Here is a 13,097-nt window from a genome sequence, read left to right as displayed (position 1 = left end):
TTAAACTTGAAGTTCATTTGTAAAAAAAGTATATATTTTACCGGGTTATTCAAACAGGACTTACGCATCTAGAGATTTTCCTCTCTATTCTTTAAATACTTCTTGGGACTAATGGGGTAAAGTCTTGTCCTAAGAATTCCAAAAACAAACAAATCAAACATATTAGCAACCTAGAATAAAGTTAATATCTTTAAATTATTTTAGTGTGGAGTTTATCATTAAATTGAGTTCTTTTTTAAGGACAATTATAAGCAAAAAAAGACATACCTGAGCTAACAGATATGTCTTTCTCTTCATTTAAATATTCTTCTCAATCAAGTACATCAGCTTGTGGGGACCTCTTTCCTTATTGGACGGGATTACGACGATCATTTCTGATTCTGGGTAGTAGCCAGACGCAAAGCTTACCCCTGGGTCATACCCCATCACATGATATTTTACTATTGTTCCTTCGGATTTCTCGATCCAAAGTCCATATCCATAGTAACCGTTATCCGTTTGAATCCATGGTGTCGTCATTGTAGCGAGCATTTCTTTGCTTACTAACTTTCCGTTCATTAGGGACTGCCAAAGTTTCGCCATGTCCCCTGCAGTAACATAGGCTCCACCGTCAGCTCCACCTTTTATTGGGATGGAGTAGTTGTTGGTCTTCCAGGAACCATCTTCTTTGTCGATATACCCAAGCGCCGTCTTGGCAGGCAGGCAATCCAAAGCAAAGTAACCGGAGTCCTTCATTTGTGCAGGCTTGAAGATGTCCTCCTCCACAAAATCAGTAAAAGGAACCCCCGCAACCTTTTCAATGATCAATCCCAATAAAATATAGCCGGCATTATTGTAGTGGAACTTTTCGCCCGGGTTGAATTTCATTTGTTGATCTTGGAACAACGGGAGGAAATCCTCTAGTTTTCTCATGTGATACATTGGATTCTTCACCCAAAGCTCTTCAAAATCATCCATTACATCCTCGTCAAAATAATCTGGTATGCCTGATGAATGGGTCAGCAAATGGCGGACCGTCACCTCTTCATCAAAATGAGGGAAAGAATGATCCAACAAGTTGCTTAATTTTGAGTGAAAGGATATGCTGCCCCTCTCTACCAACTGGCAAATCGCAATCGCTGTGAAAAGTTTGCAGCCTGAGGCGATTCCGAATCTCGTATTGGTAGTGTTTGGAATGGACTCTGCCCGGTTGGAGAAACCATGGGCACTAGTGTGGATCATTCCAGTGCGGTTTTCCACATGTATGACACCTGAAAAGTCTAATTCACTTACCTTTTCAGCTAATTTTGTTTCTAATTCTACGTTTTTCACTTTCATTTGGATTAAACCCCTTTATAATCATTTTGACTCGGGGGACGGGTGGCAATTAGAGTGGAACTTGTCCCTGTATAAGAAGCGATTTGTCTCTTACTGTCCAAACAGAGGCATTTACTGTCGGAACTCGGGAAAATACTGTCGAAGTTGGGGCATTTACTGTCCGTTCCGAACCAAATACTGTCCAAAAACGGTACAATACATGCCAAACGACACAAATCGACAAACCCTAGTGTAAAACGGCTTACCCGTTTATTTGCCTATCGCCCTCAATACAAACCGATCCTGCCTGATATCCAGATACCCTGCCCGCTTTATTTTCAGATGAAGCTCATACAATGGATCTACGTAATCTTCCACAATGAAATCCACCACCTGCCAAGGAATGGCCTTCAAGTAATAGATAAGCGCACCGATATCGTAAAAGCGTTGCATCGGATATTCCTTCTTATGGAGTAGAACTTGAAAATCGTGCTCTTCCAGCTGTTTATATGCAAATTCCAGATTCCAATGTGCATATTCTTCATTAAGCTGCGCGCCGAGAAGTCTGTTGATATCCTGGCAGTCGCTCCAGCCGACCTGCTGCGTCAAAAAAGTTCCACCATCTTGCAGAACTCTTCTCACCTCGCTCGCGTCGTACTCTTCGTGTTTGTTGATAATCAGATCAAAATGATTGTCTGGAAAATGCAACTGGTTGTCCGGCTCCACTTCGACCACCATTACACCAAGCGGTTCCAGTCTTTCTTTTGCAATAGGAAAGTTTGGTTTGTAGCCTTCCGTTGCGCAGACACTTTGCGGGAACGGCTGCAGCTTGGAAAGCAGTTCCCCGCCACCTGTCCCCATGTCCAGCATGGATGTGGCATCTGCCATCAGTTTTTTTGCCATGCTGCCATAAGACCAGGAAAGCATGCCTGATGCAAGGCGGCCCGTTTCTGTTATGTGGGAAAAATCCCATCCGAAAAATTCGGTTTCTGCTTCTTTTAAATAGTGTTGAAAAAGTTGATCAGTTTTCATTTAGTTACCCTCCATTTTTCTTGAATTAAGTAGCTCGTGCCTAATAGGCTTGGAGGTCCGCGATTACGGTTTTATATGTTGTGTTCCAGTAGATTCATAGAGTGCTCTCCTATTTTTCTTTTCTTCTAATATACCAAATATTTGAACTATACAAGCGAGAAAAATGCATTTCCGGCCAGATTTTTCTCCAAACCTGTTAAAATAAAGCCATACATAACAGGGAGGGATTCAGGTGAAGATACTTGTTGTCGGTGCAGGTGCCGTTGGTGGATATTTTGGCGGACGTTTATTGGAAAAAGGCGAGGATGTAACATTCCTTGTGCGTGAGAAACGGAAGAAGCAACTGGAAGAGAACGGCCTTGTCATTAAGAGTGCTCATGGTGATGTCACATTAAAGCCAAAGCTACTGGTCAGTGGAGAAAAGGCGGATCCATACGATGTCATCTTGTTATCCATGAAAGCCTATCATTTAAGTTCAGCAGTGGAGGACTTCAGAAATTATGTCGGACCGGATACGATCATTATCCCCTTGCTAAACGGGATAGCACATATGGAAAAACTAAGTGCTGCCTTCAACGAGTCAAACGTGATTGGTGGACTTTGCTTTGTTGAATCTACCTTGGACGAACAAGGGGCAATCATTCAGACAAGTGCCATTCATGATCTCGTTTTCGGTGAACTGGGTGGGGAGAAATCAGAACGGGTTAAGGAACTCATTCAATCTTTCAGTGGCACTAAAACCAACTTTGTCCTATCGGAGAACATCCATCAAGCGATGTGGCATAAATACCTTTTCATTGCTACCTTGGCAGGCGTTACTACACTTTTCCGTTCCCCAATCGGGCCAATCAGGGATGTTGAGTTCGGTGCTGAAACCATCAAACTGACTTTGGAGGAAGCTGCCGGCATTATGAAAAGCGTAGATGCACCACTTGCAGAGAATATTGTGGATGGAAACTGGGATAAACTTCATTCCATTGAAGCAGGCATGAAGTCTTCGATGCAGCGTGACATGGAAAAAGGATTGTCTGTAGAGGCTGATCATTTTTATGGCTATCTGCTTGGGATTGCCAAAGAGAAAGGGATAGCCGCTCCTACCTTAGAGAAGATTTATGCCAACTTGCGGATTTATGAGGGGCAAAGACGATAGGGGTTTTGCTTTTGAAAGCTTAGGGTCGTGTGGCTCTAAGGTTTTGAGTTTTTTTGGTTGCTAGATATAGCAGTTTTAGCGGATGAAGACTTCTCTTCGTTGAATTTCTTAAAAGAGAGGTCCTCATTGTAGCGATGAGGACTTCTCTCATGCAAATCTCTCCCCACAAAGGTCCTCATTACACCGATGAAGACCTCCCTCACGCAAATATCTCCCCTCCATGGTCTTCATTACACCGATGAGGACCTCTCTCACGCAAATATCTCTCCACAAAGGTTTTCATTACGCCGATGAAGACCTCCCTCACGCGAATATCCAGTCCCAGAGGTCTTCATTTCCACCCTCAAAGTAATTTCACCGCAAGAAAAAACCTGCTCAACACGTTAGCGTCAGCAGGTCTCCAATTCTTTTATAGCGGCCTTAATCCTCAATAGTGCTTCTGTTAGCACCTCACGCGGACAGGCGATATTTATGCGTTCGAACCCTTGTCCGCCTGCGCCGAATTTCATCCCTTCGTCTAGGCGGACTCCCGCTTTTTCTAAAAAGAAAGCATGTAATTCTTCCGGTGGAATTCCAAGTTCCCGGCAGTCCAACCAAATCAAATGAGTTGCCTCCGGTTTCACTACTTTTATGGCAGGAATATGCTCTTTCAAGTAGCTGCAGACATACTCTAGGTTGGCGTTTAAATAATCCTTCACTTCTTGCAGCCACGGCAACCCTTTGTAGTAGGCTGCGATGGTTCCTTCTACCGCGAACGCGTTGGGGCGCATCAGTCCAAATCCAGTCAACAGCGTTTCGTATTTCTCTTTGATGTCCTTGTTCGGAATGAGGAAAATAGAGCTTTGCATTCCTGCGATGTTGAACGTTTTGCTCGGCGCCGCGCAGGTGATGGAAAAGTCCAAATGGTCCGGATGCACTTTTGCAAATGGAATATGCTTGTGCCCCGGATAGGTGAGGTCGCCATGCATTTCGTCCGAGATGACGATCACTCCATGCCTTTCACAAATCTCCCCAATCCTCCTCAACTCTTCTTGCGTCCACACTCTTCCAACTGGATTGTGCGGGCTGCAAAGAATAAACACCTTCGTATCAGGCTGGGCTGCTTTTTCTTCAAAGTCCTCAAAATCCATTTTATAGCCTTCCTCAGAATAGAGGAGGGAATTATGCAAAATAGTGCAGCCTTGCGTTTGGATGGTAGAAAAGAAAGGATAATACACAGGATCCTGGACAATTACAGAATCACCTGGTTGAGTCAATGCCTTTAGTAAAAGGTTCATCCCTGGAATGATTCCCGGACTGAACGAGATCCACTCCTGCTTCAATTCCCAGTCGTACTGTGTTTTCCACCAGTATTCCACCGCGTCATAGTACCTTGCACAAAACGTACTGTACCCATAGATGCCGTGTGTGGCTTTTTGGCTGATGGCTTGGACAATCTCTTCAGAAACCTGAAAATCCATATCTGCAATACATAGTGGAATAATGTCTTGATCCTCGATGAACCATTTGACGGAATGCGTTTTTCTGCGGTCGATGAATTTTTCCAGTTGCATGGCTTTCTCTCCTTTGGTTATGTCGATCTAGTATGCCTTAGCCCAATATACCATATGTTTCGCTTCATTTCCGCAGCATACACACGTATCAGCTACCTGTTCCTGTTCAAACGGCATACAACGGGACGTCGCGCTTGTTTCCTCTTTTATCTTGTCCTCACAAGCCTGGTCGCCACACCACATCGCTTTGATGAAGCCACCTTTGTGTTCGATTTGCTCTTTGAAGTCTTCAAAAGTCGTTGCCACACTCGTTTTGGATTCGCGGTGGGAACGAGCTTTTTCTAAGAGGTTTTTCTGGATGTCTTCCAGGATTTCTTGAATTTTCGCTTCCAGTCCTTCCATTGGTGTAATCAATTTCTCCCCAGTGTCACGGCGGACAAGCACAACTTGCTGTTGTTCAATATCACGCGGTCCAGCTTCGAGTCTTAGTGGTATGCCTTTCATTTCGTACTCGTTGAATTTCCAGCCCGGCTTCTTGTCGCTCGCGTCAATTCCAACTCTTAAAGTAGTGGCCAACTTTTCTTTTAACTCATAGGCAAAATCAAGGACTCCCTCTTTGTGCTGAGCAATTGGGACAATCATCACCTGCGTCGGAGCAATCATTGGAGGAACGACAAGGCCGCGGTCATCACCGTGCACCATAATCATCGCTCCGATGATACGGGTCGTAAAGCCCCAAGAAGTTTGTTGCACGTATTCCTGTTTGCCTTCACGGTTTAAAAATTGGATGCCGAAAGCTTTGGCAAAACCGTCGCCTAGATGGTGAGAGGTAGCGGATTGCAATGCCTTTCCGTCATGCATCAAGCTTTCGATCGTGTAGGTGTATTTGGCTCCAGCGAATTTTTCTTTTTCGGTTTTTTGGCCTTTGATGACAGGGATAGCCAGGATGTTCTCACAGATTTCCGCGTACACGTTGAGCATTTTTACGGTTTCCTCGTGTGCCTGTTCGTCCGTTTCGTGACACGTGTGCCCTTCTTGCCAGAGGAATTCTAGCGTTCTAAGGAACGGTCTAGTTGTCTTTTCCCAACGAACCACGTTTGCCCATTGGTTGTAAAGCTTTGGCAGGTCGCGGTAAGAGTGAATGATATTTTTGTAGTGCTCGCCGAAAAGCACTTCCGAAGTTGGGCGGACAACTAGGCGTTCTTGTAGCTTTTCATCGCCGCCATGAGTGACCCACGCTACTTCCGGTGCGAAGCCTTCGATGTGATCCTTTTCTTTTTGGAGAAGGCTCTCCGGTATGAAAAGTGGCATATAGACATTTTCGTGGCCGGTTTCTTTGATCCGTTTATCGAGCGCGTCTTTGATGTTTTCCCATAGTGCATAGCCGTATGGGCGGATAATCATGCTGCCGCGGACGCTGGAGTAGTCGACAAGTTCGGCTTTGGTGACGACGTCTGTGTACCATTGCGCGAAGTCTTCGTCCATATTAGTGATTTTTTCTACGAAATTTTTATTAGACATGTGGGTTTGCTCCTTTTTATAAAATTCGTGCTGAAATGAAGTGAGTTCGTGCGGAAATGGCCCGAGTTCGTGCCAAAACGAGGCAAGTTCATGCCAAAACACCCCGAGTTCATGCCAAACCCCTTTTTCAGCTAAATAAAAAAAGCCCTGCTATCAATAAGGGACCATTTCTGGCGGTACCACCCTTATTCAAAGCAAAGCTTCACTCTCTTTCATGGTAACGGTTTTGAACCGCTGCACCGTTTCTGATGCAGAACTCTGAGGCAGGTTCAAATGCTCATCTATGGCTGCCTCTCACCACTCGGCACCCTCTCTTGGATAGACAAAATCATTTTACTGGTCCTCTTCGACGTTTGATATTGAGAAGATTATATAGGTTTGTTAGAAAATTTGTCAATCTATTATTTTACTAGTATGGGTGGGTTTTTGATTCTTAAACGTATGTCCACACAAAAAAACGCCCGTACAATCCGACAAGTACGGCCGCCTTTTTACCAAATATTATGATATAAGCTTTTCCTTCAACCGCAACAACTCCTCCAGTTTCTCCCCCCTAGCCTCAGTATCCAACCGATACCTATCCTCCAATATCTCCCACAACAACTCCCCTTTTTCTTCAAAAGTTAAAGGCAGCCGCTTTACCACTTCCCGATATTGCGCCAGAAACTCTGTATAAGAAACCCAGCTAAAATCAAACTGTTCCTCGAGCTCTTTTTTTAACTTGCGGGTCAATTTGGGACTAGATCCATTGGAGGTCACGGCGATCTGCAGATTTCCGCGCCTGACTGTAGCAGGGAATGTGACGTTGCCTTCACCCGACTCGTCTACCACGCAAACGAGCTGTGACTCATGCAATCCCCGAACCAAAGAGGCGTTCACCTCTCGGTTGTTCGTCGCCAAGATTGCCAAGAAAGCCTCTGCAAAATCCCCTGCCACCGCTTCCCGCTCCACCAGACGGTAGCCTCTCAAAGCCGACAACTCCCGCACTTCCTCCGAAAATTCCGGTGCGATAAACGTGATATCCGCCTGCTCGGCATCCAACACCTTTGCCTTTCTCGCCGCAATTCTCCCGCCACCGGCAATGACTACCTTCTTCCCTTTTAAATCAAGTATTAATGGCTGCAACTCTCCAGTCCTCCTTTCCCAAAGCCCGACCTACCACAATTTCTTGAATCACCTCGTGGCGGCTCAAAGGCTCTATTAACAAAATATCCTGTCCGGCACGTTGCCGCTTCCGGACTTCCCGCTCTACTTCACTTAACAACAACCCCGCAAAAAGCAGATACGGCACAACCAGCACCCGTCCTGCAGCGCCGGAACTAACCGACTCTATGCCTTCAGCGAATAACGGCGTGGTAGCCGCCAAATAACAGACATCCACTCGCGACACACCAAGCCGGTCACCAACGCCTTTTTTAATCTCGGAAAACGCCTCATGAATAGATGGATCACTACTCCCCCTGCCCACCAGCAAAATAGAATCTGCAGCGTCGACCTTCCCAACAGTCGCCCTCACCAATTCACTTATCGCATCAACAATCCGTTCCTGTACCCCAAAGGCCGGGGCAATTTTCACATTTACCTCCGGATATTTCTCACGAAGTGGCTCAAGCGCGTCAGGAATGTCCTCTTTTATATGACCAGCTGTTAAAAGAAAGATGGGTACGACGGTGATCTCGGTTGCCCCTTTTTCCACACAGCGTTCAAATCCTTCCGGGATAAACGGCTCCGTCAATTCTAGAAAGCTGATTTCCTGGATTGGTGCTTCCACTCTGGAAATGACCCACCCCAAAAATTCTTTTGCTTCCTCCGAACCTTTTTTCGACCGCGTACCGTGCCCTACATATAAAATGGCTTTCGTCACACAACCCGCTCCCTTCTATCCGTGCACCACCGGCAAATGTGGCACGACCTCCTCCTCGAACCAGTGCAATTTCTCATGAAGCTTTACTACTTCCCCAATCACAATCATGCTTGGATTGGAAATGTTGGCGTCCTTCACTTTTCTCTCAATGTTGGCAAGTGTGCCAACGACTGTCCGCTGTTCATTAAGGGTTCCCCAGTGTACAAGTGCAATCGGTGTTTTAGAAGACTTCCCGTTTTCCTGCAGACGTTTAAGTATATTGGGCAGCTGAGAAACTCCCATGTAAACACAAATCGTATCCACGGCATGTGCGAGGTTTGCCCATTGATGCTCCGCTTCCTTGTCGCCTGCCTGATGCCCGGTGACGAATGCGAAACTTTTGCTTAAAGTCCTGTGGGTGACAGGAATTCCTGCGTAAGCGGCCGCTCCGATCCCAGCGGTAATTCCCGGGATGACTTCAAAAGGGACATCCTGCTTGAAGCATTCCTCTGCCTCCTCGCCTCCACGTCCGAACACAAAGGGATCTCCACCTTTTAAACGGACGACCTGCAAGCCTTTTTTCGCATATTTCACAAGAAAGTGATTGATCGTTTCCTGCTTCATCGTATGGTAATGGGGCAACTTCCCACAGTAGACGAGCTGCGCGTCTTTTTTCGCATAGTTTAGTAGTTCAGGATTCACAAGGCGGTCATAAAGGATGACATCCGCCTGCTCGAGTAGGCGCAACCCCTTCACTGTAATCAAATCGGGATCGCCGGGACCCGCTCCCACCAAATATACTTTTCCGGTCATGCGCTACCACCCTTTCTCCTCTGGATCTAAAATATAGCCGCTCTTTTTTCCAAGGCGCTTTTTCTCTCGTAAAATAACTTCTTTCACATCAGGCGCTTTCAAATAAAATTTCTCGAGCTCCACGTCAAGATGCTCAAAAGCTGCTTCATCGTTCTCGGCAAAGATGATGGATACAATTTCCTTGGTCTCAATCGTTACATCAAATCTATACAGATACGCCATCGGTTTCTTTTCCTAAAATAGTATCTAGTACTCCTTGCAAGGTGGATACTCCCACTCGTCCCACAAAATCAAAGAAGGATTCTCCCTTTGTTTTCTGGTCGCGGAAGTAGATTAATAGCTCCTCGAGGACATCCGTCAATTCCTCTGCCGCTACTTTCCCCTTCAACTTTTCGTTGAACTTACCGCCTTTATTCAAGGTTCCGCCCACATAAATCTCGTAAGCTTCGACCATTTCTTTTTGCTCATTGCGCATCTTCATTCCCTGAAGTCCGATGTCGGCAATTTGACGCTGACCGCAGGAATTCGGACAGCCGACCATATGGGTACGGATTGGAACATCCAAGCTGATGCGCTGATCAAGTTCCTCCGCAATCAAGCGCATGCGTTCCTTCGTTTCCACCAAAGCCAGATTACAGTACTCGATACCGGTGCAAGAAACGGCGTGCCCGAGAAAAGAGTTCGGATTGATGGAGATGCGCTCAAAAATCGGTTCTTTCAATAGCGATTCCACATTCACTGCCGGGATGTTTGGAATAATGAGATTCTGAGAGTTACAGGTTCTGATTTCCCCGTTTCCATACTTTCCTGAAATTCTAGCAAGCTCAAACACTTCTTCCGCATCAAGGCGTCCAACCGGGACATTAAAGCCGAGGAACTTCAAGCCTTCTTGCTTCTGATCATGGATGCCGTAAAAGTAACCAGCATTCCATTCTTCTTTTGGCTCATCACCTTTGGAAGGCAGCGGACCGGTGTACTCTAGCAGCTTCTCCTTGAATTTTTCCGGTCCCCAATCGGCCATCAAAAACTTCAAGCGTGCAAGATGGCGCTTTTCCCGGTACCCGAAATCACGGAAAATCGTCGTGACGGCAATGGCAATTTCAAGCGTTCGTTCCGGGTCCACAAAGACATCGATCGTTTCTGCCAGGAATGGCCTTGAAGAAAGACCGCCTCCGACTTTCAGGTGGAAGCCACTTTTTGTGACGCCATCTATCGTTTTCGTCGCCGGTGTAAAAGAAACACAGTTGATTTCGGCGTTGGATGCATTTTTTGTATTGGCACTGATGGACATTTTGTATTTTCGCGGCAGGTTGGAGAAGTCCTCATTCTTCTGGAAGAAATCATAGACCTCTTTTACAATGGCCGTTGTATCAAACAGCTCGTCAGGATCAAGGCCGGCAATCGGGTTCCCGACAATGGTCCGCGTGATATCCCCGCATGCCCCCGCACTCGATAGTCCCACCGCTTCGAGACGGTTGAAGATATCTGGGATCTGCTCGATTTCCAACCAGTGAAACTGAATCGCCTGCCTTGTGGTAATGTCAAAAACGCCACGTCCATAATCGCGCGCGATGCCAGCGAGTGCTTCCACTTGCGGCTTGGTAAGAATACCAGACGGAACATTGACCCTCATCATGAAGTAGCCATCCTCTTTCGGGCGTTGAAGATAAAGCCCCGCCCACTTGAACAAATCCCACTGTTCTTTTGGGATGGAATCGAAGCCATTCTTTGCGTAGTGCGGAATATCATCGAGGATCCGCAAGCCATCCTTCTCAAGTTTTGCCTTTTCCGTCTTGTTAATCTTTTCGTTGTCGGCCCAATGTTTTACATATGCCATATGTGGAACCCCCTATTAGATAATTTTTTGGTTTCTTAAGTATTGGAGTATCGTTGTGACGGCTTCCTCTACTGTCAGGTTGCCGGACGCTATCGTGATTTCTGGTTGTTCTGGCTCCTCATACGGAGAATCAATGCCGGTGAAGTCCTTGATTTCCCCGCGTCTCGCCTTCGCGTATAGCTGTTTCGGATCTCGCTTTTCACATTCTTCTAACGGACAGTCCACGAACACTTCAATAAACTCGCCATTCTCAAACAGCTCCCTGACTTGATCCCTGTCGTTTCGGAACGGCGAGATGAATGCGGTGGTCACAATCTTTCCGCTGTCTACGAAAAGCTTTGCCACTTCCCCGATCCGACGGATGTTTTCGTTGCGGTCCGCCTCTGAAAATCCTAAATCCTTATTAAGGCCATGACGGACATTGTCTCCATCCAGCACATACTCATTAATGCTTTGGCGGTATAATTCCGTGGACACGGCGTTTGCGATGGTCGATTTACCTGATCCCGATAGACCGGTGAACCAAAGGACGCAGCTGCCATGCCCATTTTGAGCACGGCGCTCCTCTTTTGTGATGGTCTGTTCGTGCCAGGTGATGTTGGTTGCTTTTGCACTCATTTTTTATTTCCTCCTTTATACGGCCGCTGTTTTCTGTTGTTTTAGTCCGTCAATCAAGACTTCGATGACTTCTTTTCGGCTGAAGGTGGACGGTGGGAGTTCCCCTGCACGCAGCAATTCCCTTACCTTCGTGCCTGATAAAATAACCCTGTCTTCCTTAGGATGCGGGCATGTTTTATCAGAGGCCATCCCCTCGCATTTGTTGCAATAAAAGCTATGCTCGAAAAATAATGGCTTGATTCCAAGCTCTTCCTCGGTAAACTGGTGGAAAATATGCTGCGCATCATAGGTTCCGTAATAGTCGCCGACTCCAGCATGATCCCGCCCGACAATGAAATGCGTGCAACCGAAATTCTTTCTAGCAATGGCGTGGAAAATCGCCTCGCGCGGACCTGCATAGCGCATCGCGGCTGGATAGACCGCCAGTTGGACACGGTCATTTGGATAGTAGTTTTCAAGAAGGACGCGGTAGCTTCTTAACCTGACATCCGCCGGAATATCATCCGATTTTGTCTCCCCTACGAGTGGATTGAGGAATAGTCCATCCACCGTTTCGAGCGCTGCTTTTTGAATGTATTCATGAGCGCGATGGACAGGATTCCTCGTCTGGAAGCCAACGACCGTTTTCCAGCCTTTTTGTTGGAAAAGTTCGCGGGTTTCTTTCGGTTCTAGCCATACGTCCTGGGCTACACCTTTGTTTGGTTTTTTGGTGAGTTTGATTTCCCCCGCGACGTAAATGTCGCCCCGTTCGAATAGACGTTTGACCCCGGGGTGTGCGAGCTCTTCCGTTTTGTAGACTTCGCGGGCTTCTTTTTGCAGATCCGGCTCATACCATTCGCTGACGGTGATGACTCCGTATGTGGTTTGTTGATGGGTCAGCTTGTAGGTCTCCCCTTTAGTTAAGGTGTTTGCCACTTCTTTGGTGACTGGCAGTGTGACCGGGACCGACCAGATCGTGCCGCTGGCTAGTCGCAGGTTTTCTACGACAGATTCATAGTCTGATTTGTTGAGGAATCCTGTGAGTGGACTGAAGAGCCCTACTCCGATGAGTTCCAGATCGCTTAAGGCGATGGCGTCGATTTGGATTTCTTTTGTAAGATTTGTTGTGTCATAGTTTGGTTGGTAGGCTTGCACAAGGGTGCCGCCGTGTGGTTTTGGTAGGGTCATTTTTAGTTTCCTCCGCTTTTTTGTGGATTTTTGGTTAGAAATCTATGTTTTGTTAATGATTTGAAATCGTTCGGTCAAATTAGAGGCATGTTCGGTCAAAATCACTGTTATTTTAGAGCTGGTTCGGTCAACTACCTGATTGTTTTGGTCACTTTTGACTGAGGGTTCGGTCATTTGAAAAATTGATTCGGTCAAGTTAGCGGAATCTTCGGTCATTTTTAACGAAACTTCGGCCAACTATCGGAAATATTCGGTCACTTTCGGCAAAACTTCGGACATTTGCTCGAGAGCGGTACCACATCCCCCTATCTCCCGCGCTCGCCAACC

Annotated in this window: 12 protein-coding genes and 1 other annotated feature; of the genes, 1 reads left to right on the top strand and 11 read right to left on the bottom strand. The window is 46.5% G+C overall.

The window, feature by feature from the left end; genetic code table 11:
• Nucleotides 1-297 precede the first annotated feature (297 nt).
• Both LG307_RS02255 and LG307_RS02250 read right to left on the bottom strand, forming a co-directional pair.
• Nucleotides 298-1,317: a serine hydrolase domain-containing protein gene (locus LG307_RS02255; protein ID WP_404447547.1), complete on the bottom strand. Its 1,020-nt coding sequence runs from the start codon at nt 1,315-1,317 to the stop codon at nt 298-300.
• A gap of 249 nt (nt 1,318-1,566) precedes the next feature.
• Nucleotides 1,567-2,328: a class I SAM-dependent methyltransferase gene (locus tag LG307_RS02250; protein ID WP_404447545.1), complete on the bottom strand. Its 762-nt coding sequence runs from the start codon at nt 2,326-2,328 to the stop codon at nt 1,567-1,569.
• Between the two features lie 232 nt (nt 2,329-2,560).
• Between LG307_RS02250 and LG307_RS02245 the strand changes: the two genes are divergently transcribed.
• Nucleotides 2,561-3,478 (top strand): ketopantoate reductase family protein, encoded by a 918-nt coding sequence (locus tag LG307_RS02245; RefSeq protein WP_404447543.1) that lies wholly within the window; start codon nt 2,561-2,563, stop codon nt 3,476-3,478.
• A 389-nt stretch (nt 3,479-3,867) separates the two neighbouring features.
• Here the strand turns inward: LG307_RS02245 and LG307_RS02240 are convergent, their stop codons facing one another.
• The 9 genes from LG307_RS02240 to sat form a co-directional block, all read right to left on the bottom strand.
• On the bottom strand, nt 3,868-5,031 hold the full coding sequence (locus LG307_RS02240) for a MalY/PatB family protein (RefSeq protein WP_404447540.1): 1,164 nt from the start codon (nt 5,029-5,031) through the stop codon (nt 3,868-3,870).
• A gap of 27 nt (nt 5,032-5,058) precedes the next feature.
• Complete coding sequence (proS, locus tag LG307_RS02235; protein WP_404447537.1) at nt 5,059-6,492, bottom strand: proline--tRNA ligase; 1,434 nt, start codon at nt 6,490-6,492, stop codon at nt 5,059-5,061.
• A 156-nt stretch (nt 6,493-6,648) separates the two neighbouring features.
• Nucleotides 6,649-6,851 (bottom strand) — a binding site (T-box leader).
• Nucleotides 6,852-6,993: 142 nt separating this feature from the next.
• Complete coding sequence (locus tag LG307_RS02230; protein WP_404447535.1) at nt 6,994-7,617, bottom strand: bifunctional precorrin-2 dehydrogenase/sirohydrochlorin ferrochelatase; 624 nt, start codon at nt 7,615-7,617, stop codon at nt 6,994-6,996.
• On the bottom strand, nt 7,598-8,356 hold the full coding sequence (locus LG307_RS02225) for a sirohydrochlorin chelatase (RefSeq protein WP_404447533.1): 759 nt from the start codon (nt 8,354-8,356) through the stop codon (nt 7,598-7,600). Before LG307_RS02225 ends, LG307_RS02230 begins: the two co-directional genes overlap by 20 nt.
• Before the next feature lie 15 nt (nt 8,357-8,371).
• The gene (cobA, locus tag LG307_RS02220; RefSeq protein ID WP_404447531.1) at nt 8,372-9,148 is read right to left on the bottom strand and encodes a uroporphyrinogen-III C-methyltransferase; all 777 of its coding nucleotides are present in this window, start codon (nt 9,146-9,148) and stop codon (nt 8,372-8,374) included.
• Nucleotides 9,149-9,151: 3 nt separating this feature from the next.
• Nucleotides 9,152-9,370 carry a DUF3906 family protein gene (locus LG307_RS02215; RefSeq protein ID WP_404447528.1) on the bottom strand — a complete coding sequence of 73 codons (219 nt, stop codon included), beginning with the start codon at nt 9,368-9,370 and terminating at the stop codon, nt 9,152-9,154.
• Nucleotides 9,354-10,985, bottom strand: a complete 1,632-nt coding sequence (locus LG307_RS02210) for a nitrite/sulfite reductase (protein ID WP_404447525.1) — start codon at nt 10,983-10,985, stop codon at nt 9,354-9,356. Before LG307_RS02210 ends, LG307_RS02215 begins: the two co-directional genes overlap by 17 nt.
• Before the next feature lie 15 nt (nt 10,986-11,000).
• Complete coding sequence (gene cysC, locus LG307_RS02205; protein WP_404447523.1) at nt 11,001-11,603, bottom strand: adenylyl-sulfate kinase; 603 nt, start codon at nt 11,601-11,603, stop codon at nt 11,001-11,003.
• 15 nt (nt 11,604-11,618) lie between these two features.
• Nucleotides 11,619-12,770 carry a sulfate adenylyltransferase gene (gene sat / locus LG307_RS02200; RefSeq protein ID WP_404447520.1) on the bottom strand — a complete coding sequence of 384 codons (1,152 nt, stop codon included), beginning with the start codon at nt 12,768-12,770 and terminating at the stop codon, nt 11,619-11,621.
• Between the last annotated feature and the right edge of the window lie 327 nt (nt 12,771-13,097).

This window comes from Sutcliffiella horikoshii, from assembly GCF_044809035.1.
In the GTDB taxonomy this organism is placed as follows: Bacteria; Bacillota; Bacilli; order Bacillales; family Bacillaceae_I; genus Sutcliffiella_A; species Sutcliffiella_A horikoshii_G.
The sequence above is the reverse complement of the archived record's forward strand: the minus strand, read 5'-3'. Positions and strand labels throughout refer to the sequence as shown.